Genomic DNA, 16,013 nt, shown 5'->3' with positions numbered 1-16,013 from the left:
ATCATCGATGGCGACTGAGGTCAAAGTTCCCGCGCTCGGAGAGTCGATCACCGAAGGCACGCTCGCGCAGTGGCTGAAGAAGCCGGGCGAAGCAGTCGCCGCGGACGAGCCGATCGCGACTCTCGAGACCGACAAGGTCAGCGTCGACGTTCCATCGCCAACGGCCGGCGTGCTTGCGGAAACGCTGGTGAATGAGGGCGACACGGTCGAGGTCGGCGCAACCATCGCGCGGATCGACGAGAATGCGTCTGCCTCTGTAGCCGCACCCGCGGCCGCTCCAGCCGCAGAAGCCGCGGCTGCGACGACCAATCCGGCGGGCGCCGGCGAGAATCCGCAGCTGCGCGGGTCCGAGCATGCGCCCGAGCCGACGGGCAATGGCAATGGCGAGGGCGACCAGATTACGACGTTGTCCCCGGCGGTTCGCCGCGCGGTGCTCGAACATCATGTCGATCCGAGCAAGATCCGGGGCACCGGCAAGGATGGTCGTCTGACGAAGGACGACGTTCTCGCCGCCGCCGAGGCGCAGAAGGCGGGCGGTCCCGTTCACGAACCGGAAGCACGCGCTCCCGCTCAGGCACCAACGCCTGCACCCGCTGCGGCGCCGCAGCCGGCAGCCAAAGCTGCGCCGGCCGGCGAGCGTCGCGAAGAGCGCGTGAAGATGACGCGCCTGCGCCAGACGATCGCGCACCGCCTGAAGGAAGCGCAGAACACCGCGGCGTTGCTAACGACGTTCAACGACGTCGACATGTCGGCGGTCATCGACGCCCGCGCTCGCTACAAGGATTTGTTCGAAAAGAAGCACGGCATCCGGCTCGGCTTCATGGGCTTCTTCGTGAAGGCGGTTGCACTCGCCGCGAAGGACATTCCGTCGGTAAACGCGAGCATCGAAGGCGATGAGATCGTCTACCACGACTATCTCGACGTTTCGGTCGCCGTCTCGGCGCCAAAGGGGCTCGTCGTCCCGGTCGTCCGCAATGCGGACCGCATGAGCTTCGCCGAGATCGAGAAGACGATCGCCGACTTCGGCAAGCGGGCGAAAGAAGGCACGCTGACCGTCGATGACATGACCGGCGGCACCTTCACCATTTCGAACGGTGGCGTGTTCGGTTCGCTGCTGTCGACGCCGATTATCAACCCGCCGCAGTCGGCGGTGCTTGGCATGCACCGGATCGAGGAGCGGCCGGTGGTCAAGGACGGCCAGATCGTGGCCAAGCCGATGATGTACCTGGCGCTCAGCTACGACCATCGCCTGATCGACGGCCGCGAGGCGGTTACCTTCCTCGTCCGCGTCAAGGAAGCGATCGAGGATCCGACGCGCCTGCTCATCGACCTGTAGAAGACCCGGCACTGGTCAGAAGCGCCTGGCGTCCCTAAGTGGCGCCCACGAACTTTCCGAGGAATAGATGGCTGATTTCGACTTCGACGTGCTGGTGATCGGCGCCGGCCCCGGCGGTTATGTTGCCGCGATCCGCGCCGCGCAGCTGGGCCTCAAGACCGCATGTGCCGAAAGCCGCGAGACGCTCGGCGGCACCTGCCTCAACGTCGGCTGCATCCCGTCGAAGGCGCTTCTCCACGCGTCCGAATATTTCGACGCGGCGGCGAACGGGGCGATGGCCAAGATGGGCATCAAGGTCACGCCCGAACTCGACCTTCCCGCTATGCACGCCCAGCGCCTTGACGCAGTGAAGAGCCTGACCGGCGGTATCGAATTCCTGTTCAAGAAGAACAAGGTCGAATGGCTGAAGGGCCGCGCCAGCTTTGAGAGCGCCGACACGGTCAAGGTCGGCGACCGCACCGTCCGCGCCAAGAACATCGTCATTGCCACGGGCTCGTCCGTCACTCCGCTCCCGGGCGTCGAGATCGATGAGAAGATCGTCGTTTCGTCGACCGGCGCGCTGGAGCTGGAGAAGGTCCCGGATCACCTGGTTGTCATCGGCGGCGGGGTGATCGGGCTGGAGCTCGGCAGCGTGTGGCGGCGCGTCGGCGCCAAGGTCACCTGTGTCGAGTTCCTCGACCAGATACTGCCCGGCTTCGACGACGACGTCCGCAAGGAAGCGAACAAGATCTTCAAGAAGCAGGGCATCGAGTTCCGGCTCGGCACCAAGGTCACCGGAGTGAAGGTGGACGGCGGCAAAGCCACGCTCACAGTCGAGCCCGCCAAGGGCGGCGCAGCCGAGACGATCGAGGCGGACGCGGTACTGGTGTCGATCGGACGCCGGCCGAACACTGAAGGCCTCGCGCTCGACAAGGCAGGTCTGCAAGTCAACCAGCGCGGCCAGATCGAGACCGATCACGAGTTCCGCACGTCCGTCCCAAGCGTCTGGGCGATCGGCGACGTGATCCCCGGCCCGATGCTCGCGCACAAGGCCGAGGACGAGGGCATTGCGGTCGCGGAGAACATCGCGGGCCTGACCGGCATCGTGAACCACGATGTGATCCCGAGCGTCGTTTACACGATGCCGGAAATCGCGGGCGTGGGACTGACCGAAGCGCAGGCGCGCGAGCATGGCGACGTGAAGGTGGGCAAGTTCCCGATGCTCGCCAACAGCCGCGCCAAGACGAACCACGAGCCCGACGGCTTCGTGAAGGTCATCGCCGACGCGAAGACGGACCGCGTGCTCGGGGTTTGGATGATCGCCTCGGTTGCCGGGACGATGGTCGCCCAAGCCGCGCAGGCCATGGAATTCGGCGCGACGTCAGAAGACATAGCCTACACCTGCCACGCCCACCCGACGCACAGCGAAGCGCTGAAGGAAGCGGCGATGGCGGTGACCGGGAAACCGATCCACATCTAGCCGGATCTAAGTCTAGCCTCGGCTGTGGCCGGGGCGCCGATCACCCTGTAATGCATTGGCATGATGATACGGTTGTTCCTGGCGGGCGCGCTTCTGCTCACCTCATGCGGACCGAAGACTCTCGAGTTGCCGTCGCAACCGGTGGATCGGGCCGCGACGTGCGGCGTGGTTGGTGCCGCCGAGGCTCGTGCCGGGACGTCCGATGTCAAAGCGCCCCTGTCCTTTGAGTCGATGGAGCGAATTCTTCATTATCCGCTTCTTGCGGGTTCGGCCGGGGACAGCTTCTCCACGGAAACCGCGAGCGCGGTCCAGAAGAAGATGACGGAGCTTCAAGGCCGGATCATCGCGGGGAAATGGCAGGAGCTCGTCCCCGCTTGCAAGGCGGCCTTCCCGGCGACCGCCCTTAGAAAGGTGGAGCTTCCTGCGGATCGGTTCCAGGCGCAGCTCGGATGTTACGAGCTGGCGGATTTCATTCGCTCCGCGCTCGAGGAGGGTGGCGAATATGACAATGAGCTCGCGCCCTATCATGCGCTCAGCATGAAGCTCGACCCGGTTCTCGGAGCCGGAATGCGCCAACGGGGAGGAGCCGACTTAAAGGCTCAGCAAGATCAGCGGCACAAGGCGCTTGCAAAGATCGTCAAGGCCGGGCCGCCGACGGAAGTCATGCGCCAATGCATCGCCCGGTTCGGCTAACAGCAGAAGGACAAATGAGTGAAACTTCGCGTCCAGTTTCGGCGCTGGCACATCTGGCTGGGCTGGGTTGCCGCAATTCCTATGCTCCTGTGGGTGGTGTCCGGGCTCATCATGGTCGCCCGGCCGATCGAGGATGTGCGTGGGAGCGGATTGCTTCGGGAAGCGGAGCCGATCAGGCTGGCAGGAACGCCGATCCCGCCGATGGTTGCCGGCGTTCCGCTGTCTTCGCTGACGCTTGAGCAGAGAGCAGACGGTCCGCGCTGGGTTATCAAGCTACCCGACGGCAAGACGCGGATCGCAGATCCCAAGACAGGTCTGCTTTTGCCCGCGCTCTCGGCGAGCGATGCGACGCGCGAAGTCGAGGCCCGCTATACCGGCAAGGCCAGGGTGCAGTTCGTCACGCGCACGAGCGCCGACAATCCGCCGCTCGACCTTCGCCGCCCTATCGACGCGTGGAAGATCGAGATGGATGACGGAACGCGCTTCTACGTCGACTCGAGCACCGGCCAGGTCGCGGCGACGCGGACCCGCTGGTGGCGCTTCTACGACCTGATGTGGGGTCTCCACATCATGGACCCGCAGACCCGCGAGGATACACACAATCCGTTCGTGATCGGCTTCGGCATCGTCGCGCTGGCGATGGCCGTTCTCGGCACCATTGTCCTGCCCATGACGATCCGGCGCCGGAAGGCGGCGTCAAACGGTCGGGGCTGAGAGCCTCAAAACAGCCAGTCGCTCAGCGCCGCCAGGAAGCCCACGTCCCGCTTTTCGACACGAGCCGGAGCGACAGACGGGCATTCGAGGCAGCGGACCTGGATGCTCGGCCCTGCGAGGATCGAGCGGAGGTCAGCCATCGCTTCCGCAAGCCTCAGTTGGCCATTGCCGAGGAAAGCGAAGCCGTCAGCCGGCGAGGCGCCTTCGTCGCGGTCCTGCGAGGCGAGCATTTCCAGCAGCTGCTCCTTGAAGCTCGGCGGGCGCTCCAAATAGGTGACACCGCGTTCGTCGCCGAGCTTTGCGAGCTGGGCGGCCTTGGCGATAGCCTCGTCCATTCCCCCGAAACCGTCGACGAGTCCGATCTGGTGGGCCGTTCCGCCGTCCCAGACCCGGCCCTGCGCGATGCGGTCGATTTCCTGGGGAGACTTGCGCCGCGACTGGGCGACGATGCCGAGGAAGCGGCCGTAGATGGAATCGACACCGGTCTGCAGAAGCTCTTCCGCCTCGGGTGATGGGCCGTTCCAGACGTCCGGCTCACCCGAGAGCGGGGTCGTCTTGATGCCGTCGGCGCCGAGACCAAGCTTGGCGCGAGTGCCTTCGAAGCTTGGGAGGATCCCGAACACGCCGATCGAGCCGGTGATGGTCGACGGCTCGGCGTAGATGAAGTCGGCCGGGGTGGAGACCCAGTAGCCGCCCGACGCCGCGACGCTGCCCATCGATACGACGACGGGGAGCTTGCGACGCTTGGCTTCGAGGATCGCCTGCCGGATGCGCTCGGACGCGAGGACCGAGCCGCCGGGGCTGTCGACACGCACGACAAGAGCTTTGAGGTCGTTATCGGCCAGACCGCTTTCGATCAGCTGCGCAATGCTGTCGCCGCCCGCAGTTCCGGGGGAAGCCTTGCCGTCGACGATCATGCCGGCGACGGTGACGACTCCGATCGGGCCACGCTTCATTTCACTGAGTGCGTCGCGCGCATAATCGGCCAGCTTGATTCTCTTGTATCCGCCAAGGGAGTTGTCGTCCTCGCCGCCCAGCTGGGCGAGGCGCTTCTCGAAGTCCTGACGTTCGGCCAGCTTGTCGACGAGCCCGGCGTTGAGTGCGGCCTTCGCGAGATCTCCGCCGGCCGCCTGCACCGCACCAGCGGTATCGCGGATGTAGGAGGCAACCTGCGCCTTGGGCCGGTTCTTGGAAACGCCCTCGAGCCAGGTTTCGAGAAGTGCATTGCCGAGCGCCTGGGCGTTCTGCTCCGCTTCTGGCGACATGTCGTTGCGGATGAAGGGCTCTACGGCCGCCTTGTAAGTGCCGACGCGATAGACGTGCGCATTGACGCCAAGCTTGTCGAGCAGGCCCTTGTAGTAAAGCCGCTGTCCTCCGGGGCCAGTGATCCCGACCAGGCCGAGCGGGTTCAGCCAGATTTCGGATGCCGCTGAAGCGAGCTGGTAACCGTCGTCGGTGTAGCCGGTCGCGTAGGCGAGCACGGGCTTGCCGGACTGGCGGACGTCGCGGATCGCGTTGGACAAGTCCGTAAGGGTCGTCTGACCGCCCCCGGTGAAGCCGTCGAGATCGAGCGCGACCGCTTTCACGCGGTCATCGGACTTCGCGCTCCTCAGCACGGCGAGCAGGTCGCGAAGGCGATATTCCTGGGCGCGGTCGCCTCCAGCGAAGACTTCCGAGAGCTGGGCCTTGGAAGGTTGTTCGACCACGGCGCCGTTGAGATCGAGCGCAAGTACTCCGTCCGAGACCGGCGTCGGCTTTGCCGACAGCCCGGTGTAGAGCAGACCGAAGAACATCAGCATGAAGATCAGGACGAGGACGTCCTTGACGCCGACCAACAGCTTCCAGATTGCCCTAGCGAAGCGCATTCGACCAAATCTCCGAATTAAATCACGGCTCAATTGCTAGCCGAGAAGCCGAACCATTGCGACTCCTCGCAACACTTGCACTCAAGCGGTTCGTCTGTACCGGATTGGGTGATGGTCCGGCGCCTGCTGATCCTGCTCATGCTCCTGTTCGCTCCGGCGATTGCGCAGGCGCGCGGAATCGAGCCGCAACTCGTCGCCGAAGGTCCGGTACAGCCCGGTGGCGAGGTCGAGCTTGCGATCGAGATGCGGACGCAGCCGGGCTGGCACGGTTACTGGCTCAACCCGGGCGACGCCGGCCTGCCGATGTCGGTCAAATGGGAGCTCCCGCCAGGCTATTCGGTCGGGCCGTTGCGCTATCCGGTGCCGGGCCGGCTGAGCATCGCTGGCATCATGAACTACGTCTACGAACATGATTATGCCGTGCTCGTCCGGCTGAAAGTCCCGAAGGACGCGAAAGGCGTGATTCCGGTGCGCGCGAGCGCGCTCTGGCTCGCCTGCACCGACAAGATTTGCGTTCCGGAAAACGGGACGATGGCGACCGAAGTGGTCGTCGGAACCGGCCCGCCAGACTATCGGGCACAGTTCGACGAATGGCGTCGAGCACTCCCGCGCGCGCTGGTGACTCCGGCCAAATTCGAGATCGCCGGCGACAAGCTGCGCGTGGCCGTGCCGCTGCCGCGGGACGTCGCGGTTGAGGAGCCTTATCTGTTCCCTGCGGCTGACGGCCCGGTGGATTATGCGGCCAGGCAGCACTTCCGGCGGCTGGATGACCTGCTGATTGCCGAGCTGCCGCGCCGGTCGGGCGAGCCGAAGGACTTCGCGGGTGTGCTGGCTCTCGGAGACGGCAAGGGCTGGAGTTGCACGCCGTGCCCGGCGACGTGCCGACGGGGGACGGGCGCTCGGTGAGACCGGCACGAACGCAATTCTTTGGGCGGTACTCGGCGCGATCGCAGGCGGATTGCTCCTCAATCTGATGCCGTGCGTCTTTCCGATCCTCGCGCTCAAGGCTTTGCACCTCGCGAAAAGCGGCGGGCACGAACGCGAGGCGAGGCGGGATGCGCTTGCCTACACTCTGGGCGCGATCGTCGGCACGGGAGCGTTGGGCGTCGCCCTGCTAGCCATCCGTGCTGCTGGAGCGGAGGCGGGCTGGGCGTTCCAGCTGCAGGACCCGCGGACAGTTATGCTGCTCCTGCTTCTGGCGACGGCAATCACGGCAAACCTCGCGGGCCTGTTTGAATTGCCAGTGCTCGGAGGTCGGATGCAGCCGGCAGGCGGATTCGCGACCGGCGCGCTGGCGGCTTTTGTCGCAACACCCTGCGCTGGACCATTCCTGGGCGCCGCGCTGGGAACGGCGCTGCTTCTGCCAATCGAAGGCGCGGTGCTCGTCTTTGCTGCACTCGGCTTTGGGCTCGCGCTGCCGTTCCTGCTGGTGGCGTTCGCTCCGTCACTCAGGAAGCTGCTGCCAAAGCCGGGACCTTGGATGCAGAAGTTCCAGCGCATCCTGTCCATTCCGATGGCCCTCACGGCCCTTGCCTGCGTGTGGCTGCTATATCGTCAGACCGGCACACAAGGGCTCTGGCTCGCGGCCGGGGCAATCTTCGTCGTCGTTGGATCTCTGCTTTTCATCGGGAAGATGCAGCGAGAGCAGAAGATGGGAGCATGGCTCGTTGGCCTGCTCCTGATTGCGGCCGCAGGGACGTTTGTCGCGCTCATACCTGCTCGGTCGGTTAGCGGAACGAGCGTCCCTGCAGGCGCCGCGAAATGGAGCGAGCAGGCGGTCGTCGACGAGCTCAAGCAGGGAAAACCCGTATTCGTCTATTTCACCGCCGACTGGTGCCTGACGTGCAAAGCAAACGAGGCGGCTGCGATCGACCGCGCGGAAGTGCAGGACGCGTTCAAGGCGGCTGGCGTGGAGACTTTGGTAGGCGACTGGACCAACGGCGATCCGGAGATCACGCGATTCCTGGAGAACCGAGGCCGCGCGGGGGTGCCGCTTTACCTTTGGTACGAACCCGGCCGCGATGCCGAGGAACTGCCTCAGATTCTTACGCCGTCGATGCTCATTTCCCGCGCTCGCCAGCCTCGCCGCTAGCGCGCGACCAGACCTTTTTCCCCGCGACCCAGGTTTCCAGGACCTGTGTCCGAGCGAGGTCCTGCGGATCGGAAGCACTGATGTCGCGGTCGACAATAATGAAGTCGGCCCATTTGCCGGGCTCAAGCGCGCCGATCTTCTGCTCTGCAAATCCCGCATAGGCAGCGTCTCGAGTGAAGCCCGATAAGGCCTGCTCAAAGCTGACGCGCTCTTCCGGAATCCATCCACCTTGCGGCTGGCCGTTTATGTCCTGACGGCTGACCGCAGCGGAAAGTCCTGGGAAAGGGTTGGGCGATTCCACAGGGAAGTCGGAACCGAAGGCGATCCGCGCGCCGGACTTGATTACCGACTGCCACGCATAAGCGCCCCTGAGACGATCCGGTCCGAGACGCTTTTCAGCCATGAGCCGGTCGCTGGTTTGGTGGGTCGGCTGCATCGAGGCGATGATCCCCGCAGGCGCCAGGCGCGGGATGTCGGCCGGATCCGCAATCTGAAAATGCTCGATCCGCCAGCGCCGATCTTTGCCGTAGTTTCTCGAAAGCTGCTCGTAGGCGGAGATGACCTGAGCGTTGGCGGCATCACCGATCGCGTGAACCGCGATTTGGAAGCCGCGGCTCGCCGCTTCATCGGCTTTCGCCAAGAGCTCTGCATTCTTGAGGAACTGCAGTCCGCTCGTGTCCGGCTTGTCGGCATAGGGAAGCTTCAGCCATGCCCCGCGCGACCCAAGCGCTCCATCGGCGTAAAGCTTGAAACCGACCATCCGCAGCCGGTCGTCATATTGCCATTCGGTCGGGCGTTCGTTCGCAAGCGGCTGCGAGCCGTCGGCATAGGCTATGATCCGCATTCGAAGCTTTCCTGCGGCGCCCAGGCGCTGCATCGCGTCCCAGCTGCTTCTCGCCGTGCCCATATCGGCAACAGCCGTGATTCCATTCGAGAGCAGGAATTCCTGTGCTGCCTCCAGCCCGCGATCCATCATTTCCGTGGTCGGCTGAGGAACATGGCTGGCGACAAGTGCGATCGCGTTGTCGACGAGAAGGCCCGTGGGCTCAGACTTCGCGCCGCGCTCGATCTTCCCGCCCTGAGGATCGCGGGCGGCGGACGTGACTCCGGCAGTCTTGAGCGCAGCCGAATTGGCTATCACTGCATGCCCGTCCACTCGCGCGAGCATGACGGGGCGGCCCGGAACCACGGCATCCAGGTCGGCGGCCGTTGGAAACCGTTTGTCCGGCCACAACTCTTGGTTCCAGCCGCGTCCAACTATCCAGCCTGTCCCAGGATTGGCCTTGGCGTAGGCCGCCAGCCTTTTTTGCAGGTCGGCGATCGACGACGTGCCGTTAAGGTCGAGCTGGAGGATCATCAGACCCAGCCCCATGTCGCCGCCCGGCGAATCTACCACATGGCCGTGCGCATCGATCAGACCTGGCAGGAGAGTGCGCCCGCCGACATCGACGCGCCGCGCGATCGGCATGACCGCATCCTGTTCGTCCCGAAGGACCTGCACGACCTTGCCCTTGTCGTTGACGACCAGCGCCCTGAACCGCTGCAATTGGCCATCCGGTCCGACCTGAATCCCGCGGGCGTTGTCGATGAGGGTGTCGGCGAGCGCCGGTGAGGACAGGAGCACCGCGAGCGCGGCGAGAAGGGCTTTGCGCATCAGCGCGGCATAGCATTGTTCCGAAGGCGCGGAAGGTCTAGCGATGCGGCCCATGTTGCAGGCCTCAAGCGTTCAGCCTCCCACCATCGATGACATCCGCGCCGCCGCCGAGCGCATCGAAGGCGCCGTCGTGCGCACCCCGATGCTCAAGAGCCGCACGCTCAGCGAGATCATTGGTGCCGAGGTCTGGCTGAAGTTCGAGAATCTGCAGTTCACCGCGGCGTACAAGGAACGCGGCGCGCTCAACAAACTGCTGCAGCTTACTCCCGAAGAAAGGGCGCGCGGAGTCATCGCTGCGTCGGCGGGCAATCACGCACAAGCGGTCGCCTATCATGGCAAGAGGCTAGGCATTCCGGTGACGATCGTCATGCCGGTGTCGACCCCGACGATCAAAGTGACCCAGACCGAAGGCCACGGCGCGAAGGTCATCCTTCACGGAACCAGTGTCGACGACGCCTTCGTGAAGGCGCGCGAGCTGGAAGCCGAAGAGGGCTTCGTGTTTATCCACGCGTTCGACGACCGGCAGATCATTGCGGGCCAGGGCACGATCGCGCTGGAAATGCTCGAGGACGCGCCTGGGCTCGACACGTTGGTAATCCCGATTGGCGGAGGCGGGATCATGTCGGGCATCGGCATTGCCGCCCGCGCTTTGAAACCGGACATCGAGTTGATTGGGGTCGAGGCGGAGCTTTATCCCTCGATGAAATGCTCGATCGAGGGCTGCAACATGCCGTCCGGCGGCGACACGCTCGCGGAAGGCATCGCAGTCAAGAAGCCTGGCGAGCTGACGAGCAGAATCCTGAAAGACCTCGGAGTCGAGGTCCGGCTTGTCGAGGAGCGGGATCTCGAGCGAGCGGTTGCAATGCTGGTCGCCATCGAAAAGAGCGTTGTCGAAGGGGCGGGCGCCGCAGGGCTGGCAGCGATGCTTGGAGACCCGAAGCGTTATGCCGGCAAGAAGGTCGGCACGGTGCTTTGCGGCGGGAACATCGACACGCATTTGCTCGCCAATGTTCTGGTACGCGACCTCGTCCGTTGCGGTCGCATTGCGCGGCTTCGCGTCGCCGCCCAGGACCGTCCTGGAGCGTTGGCCGCGATCACTGCCAAGTTTCACGAAGCGGGCGTCAATATCATCGAGATCAACCACAGCCGCATTTTCACACGCCTCCCTGCGAAGGACACAGTGATCGAAGTCGAGTGTGAGGCGAGGGACGCCGAAGCGATCGATGATGTCGTGAAACGGCTGGAATCCGCGGGTTTCGACGTTGAACGGGCGTCTCTCGACTAACCTGCGTTAATTCACCGAGTTTCCCACTCCGGACAGCGCTATCGTTAACCCTCTTTTCGAGGGCAAACTCTTTTCATCGACGTTTACCAGTCGCATAAAGTGTTGCGTAACCATCTGGGAGGCGAGTCCGCTTGAGCGCACCGTTCCGGTTCCCGAAGTTCTTCGTGACCAATCCGTCGCCGTGTCCGTATTTGCCGGGCAAGGTCGAGCGGAAGGTCTTTACGGAATTGTCGGGCCGCCATGCCGGCGAGCTCAACGAAGCGCTCGGGCGGATTGGATTCCGCCGCAGCCAGTCGGTCGCTTATCGTCCAAGCTGCATCGATTGCTCCGCATGCGTGTCGGTGCGCGTGCTTGCAGCGGAATTCACGCCCAATGCGACGCAGCGCAAGATGCTGCGCAAGCATGCCGATCTCGAGGTCACCGCCTGCAAGCCCTGGACGACACAGGAGCAGTACGAGTTGCTGCAGCGTTATCTGGAGATCCGTCATCCGGGTGGGGGCATGGCCGAAATGGACGAGAGCGACTTTGCCGACATGGTCGAGCAGACACCTGTCCGCACCTACCTCGTCGAATATCGCGAGCCGTCGAAGGGCGGGAGGCCTGGCAAGTTGGTCGGCGCCTGTCTGTCTGACCAGCAGGGTGACGGCCTGTCGATGATCTACAGCTTCTTTGATGTCGGACCGGGATCTCGCAAAGGCCTCGGCACGTACATTATCCTCGATCACATTATCCGCGCGGCGAGGGCGAGCCTGCCCTATGTCTATCTCGGCTACTGGGTCGAGGGGTCGCCGCGCATGGCCTACAAGACGCGCTTCCGCCCGCTCGAACGGCTGGGTCGTGACGGGTGGCGGCGGATGGAAGAGGCCGAAGCGGAAGTGGCCAATGCGCTTCCCGAGCAGCTGTCGCTCCCGATCCGCGGCGAACGCAAGCGCCTGCTGATCAACGCCTGAAGAGGGGCTCCTGATTTTCGATCTGTTAGAGTACTTCGGATTTGCTCGATCGAAAGGCTTGCGATTGTCCCGTCGATTTGTCGACGTTGGATCAGTCTTCCTCTTGTTCGGCTTAGGATTCTCGATAGCCCATTTCATCTTCGGAATACCGTTTCCGGATAAGAACACGGGTCAGCCAGTCTCGGACAGCCAATTCGTGCTTTTCAATTTGGTTTTCATCGGACTCGGATCGACCTTAGTCTTGACCGGTGTGCTTCTACGTCGCTGGTCGAAGCAGGTATGAAGAGCTGCCGCGCATCCGCGGCGAGTGCAAGCGCCTGCTGATCAACGCCTCAAATCGTCCAGAACGGACTGAACTCTCGCGCTGTTACTGCTTGGTCGAGTTAAGGTCCGTGCGCGGGGCTTTTCCGCAAGTGGCTGTTAACCCGTTCGGCCTAGTGAATGGGCCGAACCCAGGACAGGCGAGCCTCGAAGTTGAAGCGCACGGAGCCGCTGGCTCTCCACCATAGCTGGCCGATTTTCGAGCAGGCGCGCCATTTCGACCTTGGCTGCGTCCTAAGCAGCGCCGTCACTGACATCATTGAGCCGGCGCAGGTGGGAACGCTCGCGCTTCATCACGCCGGCCTCTGGGAATGCGATCTGTCCAACAACAGCCTGATCTGGTCGGGCGGGGTCTATGACATCTTCGGCCTGCCTCGTAATGCGAAGATTAGCCGCGACGAAATCGTGGCGCTCTACTGCGAAGAATCGCGAGCCGCGATGGAGCGATTGCGGGCACATGCGATCAAGCATCGCCGCGGTTTCACGCTGGATGTGGAAATCAATTCGGTAACGGATGGACGCCGTTGGATGCGGCTGGTCGGGGCGCCTGTCTGCGAAGAGGGTAGGGCGGTCCGCCTGCACGGGCTGAAGCGGATCGCCTGAATGAAAAAGGCGGAGCGCATTTTCGGCGCCCCGCCTCTTCACCCACCCCCAGGAAAGTTTGTTACGCTACCGCCGCCGCAGGCGGATCCACCTCTTCGGAGTCCGGATCGCGAAGCACGTAGCCGCGGCCCCAGACGGTCTCGATGTAGTTGGCGCCGCCGCAAGCAAGGCTCAGTTTCTTGCGGAGCTTGCAGATGAACACGTCGATGATCTTGAGTTCGGGCTCGTCCATGCCGCCGTAAAGGTGGTTCAGGAACATTTCCTTGGTCAGCGTCGTGCCCTTGCGGAGCGAAAGCAGCTCCAGCATCGCATATTCCTTGCCGGTCAGGTGCACGCGGGCACTGTCGACCTCGACCGTCTTGGCGTCGAGGTTCACGGCCAGCTTGCCGGTGCGGATGACCGATTGCGAATGGCCCTTCGAGCGGCGCACGATCGCATGAATGCGGGCGACCAGCTCATCGCGGTGGAACGGCTTGGTGACGTAGTCGTCAGCGCCGAAACCGAGCGCACGGACCTTGGAATCCATTTCGCCGATGCCCGAGAGAATCAGGACCGGGGTGCCGACCTTCGCCGTGCGGAGCTTCTTCAGCACGTCGTAGCCGTGCATGTCCGGCAGGTTCAGGTCGAGAAGGATGATGTCGTAATCATAGAGCTTGCCGAGATCGAGGCCTTCTTCCCCAAGATCGGTTGTGTAAACGTTGAAGCCTTCCGTCCCCAGCATGAGCTCAATGCTCTTGGCGGTCGTCGGCTCGTCCTCGATCAGCAGCACGCGCATCTGAATTTCCCCCCACCGTTCAGCCTGAGAGAGAGCCAAGCGTTACGCTCTCTTAACGGCCTTGAAGCGGTCATTAACCATTCGATGTCTGAAGGCAAAAGGTTAATAATGTGTAACGCGCTGGATTCCCTCGGAATCGTTGCGCAGGAGTCACAGACGGCTAAGAGGCCGTTGATGCTCGACCAGCTTATCCTTTTCATCGACGCCGAAACGATGGTGATCGACAAGCCCGCGGGCCTGCCAGTGGATACCCCACGCAGAGGGGCGACAGCGTTGCCGGACGGCTCAATGAATTGAAGCAGGGTTTTCAACGGCCGCCGACGCCGATGCACCGGCTGGATCAGGATACGTCGGGTTGCCTGCTTCTCGCGCGTTCGCCCAAGGCACGGTCGTCACTTCAGAAGGCGTTCGAAGCACGCCAGGTCGAAAAATATTATCTCGCGGTCGTCGATGGCGAGGTCGATCAGGACGAGGGCACAATCGATCTCCCGCTCGGCAAGAAATCGAGCGAGAAGGCGGGATGGCGGATGGTCGCCGATCCCAAGGGCGATAAGGCCGTGACCAACTGGCGGAAAATCTCGGTTCGTGACGGCCACACGCTGATCGAGTTCCGGCCGGTGACGGGGCGTACCCATCAACTGCGCGTGCACGCGCGCGAGGCCTTCGGCCGGGGCATCGTCGGCGACCGCGTTTATGGCGTGCCCGGCGGGCCGATGCTTCTTCACGCGTCGCGGCTCTTCGTTCCGCGCGAGAAGAAACCGGCGATCGACGTCAGCGCGCCGCTTCCGGACTATTTCGGGGAATGGGGCAGTGAAGCCTGAGGATGTCGTCATCCCCGAAGATGCTCTGAGCGAGAGTTTCCTCGCCGCGACTGGCCCGGGCGGGCAGAACGTCAATAAGGTAGCGACGGCGGTTCAGCTCCGCGTCGACCTTTTTCGGCTTGGACTGCATCCGGATGCTTACGAGCGGCTGAAGCGGATTGCGGGCAGCAAGGTGACCGGCGCTGGCGAATTGCTGATCACGGCGCGCAAGTACCGCACGCAGGACGCCAACCGGCAGGATGCGCGCCGGCGTCTGGCGGAAATGATTGCCGCTGCCCATATCGTCCAGGCGAAGCGGAAGCCAACGCGTCCCAGCAGGGCCGCAAAGGCCCAGCGCGTCGACAAGAAGAAGCAGCGCAGCGCGGTGAAGCAGACGCGCGGAAAGGTGCAGTTCGACTGATGTACGATTTCAAGATCGAAACGGCCGACAAGACCGTCATGTACCGGGACCTGCTCTCGGCCGTCGATGGGTTGACGACCGGAGAACCGGATAGCGTCGCCAACATGGCCAATGTCGCGGCTTTGATTTGGGAGACTCTGCCCGACCTCAACTGGGCAGGATTCTACCGTAACGTCGATGGCGAACTGGTGCTCGGACCCTTCCAGGGACGCCCGGCTTGCATCCGCATTCCGTTCGGCACAGGCGTGTGCGGCGCGGCGGCTGCAACACAGGAGGTCCAGCGAGTTGAAGACGTCCACGCTTTCCCCGGCCACATTGCCTGCGATGCCGCCTCTGTAAGCGAGCTGGTCGTTCCGATCGTTCGCGACGGGAAGCTGATCGCGGTTCTCGACCTTGACAGCCCGAACCCATCACAATTCACCGAAGAGGACGAAGCGGGCTGCGTCGCGGTCTGCGACCTGCTCGCGAAGATACTTTAGCTCAGCTGTTCGAGCCGCTCGTCGTCGAGCGAGCCGGGAATGATCATAACCGGGCACGGCAGCTTGCCCGCATCGCTACCCGTGAAATGAGCGACCAGCGGCCCGGGGTTTCCGGCCGGAGCGGCTCCCAGGACGAGCGCAGCAACTTCCGTGCGCTCGCCGACATACTCCCGGACGACCTTCGTCGGTTCGCCGCTTCGGATCACGATCGAGGGTTTCAGGCCCGACTCGTCCATGATCTCGCCGACGGCGCCGCTGACGATCCCCTCGATCCGCAGTTTCTGCTCTTCCTCGATGGCTGCCTGGACTCCGCCCCACTGAACGAAATCCTGCGGCTCGACGATCGCCAGCACTTCCACGAGTCCATCGGTCTTTATCGCTCGACGCGCCGCGAACCGGAGGGCGACGCGCGCCTCCGGGCTGTCGTCGATGACGACGAGATAAGTGCGTTTGGGCTCGCTCTCCCCCATGCGGAACAAGTGCTGCGTTAATCCGTCGTTCAGCGCAAGCGGCATCGCAAACGGCTGTCGCCCACTTGACCCCGACCGCCGCATTGGCTTTGTGCC

Annotated in this window: 15 protein-coding genes and 1 pseudogene; 12 read left to right on the top strand and 4 right to left on the bottom strand. The window is 63.5% G+C overall.

Going from position 1 to position 16,013, the window contains the following annotated elements:
- Nucleotides 1-7: 7 nt before the first annotated feature.
- From odhB to H9L14_RS10070, 4 genes are all read left to right on the top strand, one after another.
- Nucleotides 8-1,336, top strand: a complete 1,329-nt coding sequence (odhB, locus tag H9L14_RS10085; protein ID WP_187707997.1) for a 2-oxoglutarate dehydrogenase complex dihydrolipoyllysine-residue succinyltransferase — start codon at nucleotides 8-10, stop codon at nucleotides 1,334-1,336.
- A gap of 67 nt (nucleotides 1,337-1,403) precedes the next feature.
- Nucleotides 1,404-2,795, top strand: a complete 1,392-nt coding sequence (gene lpdA / locus H9L14_RS10080; RefSeq protein WP_187707996.1) for a dihydrolipoyl dehydrogenase — start codon at nucleotides 1,404-1,406, stop codon at nucleotides 2,793-2,795.
- A 60-nt stretch (nucleotides 2,796-2,855) separates the two neighbouring features.
- Nucleotides 2,856-3,488 carry a hypothetical protein gene (locus H9L14_RS10075; RefSeq protein ID WP_187707995.1) on the top strand — a complete coding sequence of 211 codons (633 nt, stop codon included), beginning with the start codon at nucleotides 2,856-2,858 and terminating at the stop codon, nucleotides 3,486-3,488.
- 18 nt (nucleotides 3,489-3,506) lie between these two features.
- Nucleotides 3,507-4,202, top strand: coding sequence for a PepSY domain-containing protein (locus H9L14_RS10070; RefSeq protein WP_187707994.1), 696 nt, complete (start codon nucleotides 3,507-3,509; stop codon nucleotides 4,200-4,202).
- Nucleotides 4,203-4,207: 5 nt separating this feature from the next.
- On the opposite strand, the gene sppA is transcribed toward H9L14_RS10070, so the two are convergent.
- Nucleotides 4,208-6,067 carry a signal peptide peptidase SppA gene (gene sppA, locus H9L14_RS10065; protein WP_187707993.1) on the bottom strand — a complete coding sequence of 620 codons (1,860 nt, stop codon included), beginning with the start codon at nucleotides 6,065-6,067 and terminating at the stop codon, nucleotides 4,208-4,210.
- Between the two features lie 111 nt (nucleotides 6,068-6,178).
- Between sppA and H9L14_RS15950 the strand changes: the two genes are divergently transcribed.
- Nucleotides 6,179-6,973 (top strand): protein-disulfide reductase DsbD domain-containing protein, encoded by a 795-nt coding sequence (locus tag H9L14_RS15950; RefSeq protein WP_246444076.1) that lies wholly within the window; start codon nucleotides 6,179-6,181, stop codon nucleotides 6,971-6,973.
- Nucleotides 6,974-7,025: 52 nt separating this feature from the next.
- Nucleotides 7,026-8,159, top strand: coding sequence for a protein-disulfide reductase DsbD family protein (locus tag H9L14_RS15945; RefSeq protein WP_246444075.1), 1,134 nt, complete (start codon nucleotides 7,026-7,028; stop codon nucleotides 8,157-8,159).
- On the opposite strand, the gene H9L14_RS10055 is transcribed toward H9L14_RS15945, so the two are convergent.
- A complete protein-coding gene (locus H9L14_RS10055) occupies nucleotides 8,128-9,813 on the bottom strand; it encodes an amidohydrolase (protein WP_187707992.1) in 1,686 nt (561 codons plus the stop codon). The genes H9L14_RS15945 and H9L14_RS10055 overlap by 32 nt on opposite strands.
- Before the next feature lie 43 nt (nucleotides 9,814-9,856).
- On the opposite strand from H9L14_RS10055, the gene H9L14_RS10050 reads away from it, so the two are divergent.
- The 3 genes from H9L14_RS10050 (at nucleotide 9,857) to H9L14_RS10040 (ending at nucleotide 12,972) form a co-directional block, all read left to right on the top strand.
- Nucleotides 9,857-11,098, top strand: coding sequence for a threonine ammonia-lyase (locus H9L14_RS10050; protein WP_187707991.1), 1,242 nt, complete (start codon nucleotides 9,857-9,859; stop codon nucleotides 11,096-11,098).
- Between the two features lie 131 nt (nucleotides 11,099-11,229).
- Nucleotides 11,230-12,048, top strand: coding sequence for an arginyltransferase (locus tag H9L14_RS10045; protein WP_187707990.1), 819 nt, complete (start codon nucleotides 11,230-11,232; stop codon nucleotides 12,046-12,048).
- Nucleotides 12,049-12,489: 441 nt separating this feature from the next.
- On the top strand, nucleotides 12,490-12,972 hold the full coding sequence (locus H9L14_RS10040) for a hypothetical protein (RefSeq protein WP_187707989.1): 483 nt from the start codon (nucleotides 12,490-12,492) through the stop codon (nucleotides 12,970-12,972).
- Between the two features lie 61 nt (nucleotides 12,973-13,033).
- On the opposite strand, the gene ctrA is transcribed toward H9L14_RS10040, so the two are convergent.
- On the bottom strand, nucleotides 13,034-13,747 hold the full coding sequence (gene ctrA / locus H9L14_RS10035; protein ID WP_187707988.1) for a response regulator transcription factor CtrA: 714 nt from the start codon (nucleotides 13,745-13,747) through the stop codon (nucleotides 13,034-13,036).
- A gap of 174 nt (nucleotides 13,748-13,921) precedes the next feature.
- Between ctrA and H9L14_RS10030 the strand changes: the two are divergent.
- The 3 genes and pseudogenes from H9L14_RS10030 (at nucleotide 13,922) to H9L14_RS10020 (ending at nucleotide 15,447) form a co-directional block, all read left to right on the top strand.
- Nucleotides 13,922-14,568: pseudogene (locus H9L14_RS10030) on the top strand (RluA family pseudouridine synthase).
- The gene (arfB, locus tag H9L14_RS10025; RefSeq protein ID WP_246444074.1) at nucleotides 14,558-14,968 is read left to right on the top strand and encodes an alternative ribosome rescue aminoacyl-tRNA hydrolase ArfB; all 411 of its coding nucleotides are present in this window, start codon (nucleotides 14,558-14,560) and stop codon (nucleotides 14,966-14,968) included. The pseudogene H9L14_RS10030 and the gene arfB overlap by 11 nt, the downstream one beginning before the upstream one ends.
- Nucleotides 14,968-15,447: a GAF domain-containing protein gene (locus H9L14_RS10020; protein WP_187707986.1), complete on the top strand. Its 480-nt coding sequence runs from the start codon at nucleotides 14,968-14,970 to the stop codon at nucleotides 15,445-15,447. Before arfB ends, H9L14_RS10020 begins: the two co-directional genes overlap by 1 nt.
- Here the strand turns inward: H9L14_RS10020 and H9L14_RS10015 are convergent.
- The gene (locus tag H9L14_RS10015; protein WP_187707985.1) at nucleotides 15,444-15,917 is read right to left on the bottom strand and encodes a universal stress protein; all 474 of its coding nucleotides are present in this window, start codon (nucleotides 15,915-15,917) and stop codon (nucleotides 15,444-15,446) included. The two genes, H9L14_RS10020 and H9L14_RS10015, sit on opposite strands and share 4 nt — an antisense overlap.
- Between the last annotated feature and the right edge of the window lie 96 nt (nucleotides 15,918-16,013).

The organism is Sphingomonas sediminicola (assembly GCF_014489515.1).
In the GTDB taxonomy this organism is placed as follows: domain Bacteria; phylum Pseudomonadota; class Alphaproteobacteria; order Sphingomonadales; family Sphingomonadaceae; genus Sphingomicrobium; species Sphingomicrobium sediminicola.
The sequence above is the reverse complement of the archived record's forward strand: the minus strand, read 5'-3'. Positions and strand labels throughout refer to the sequence as shown.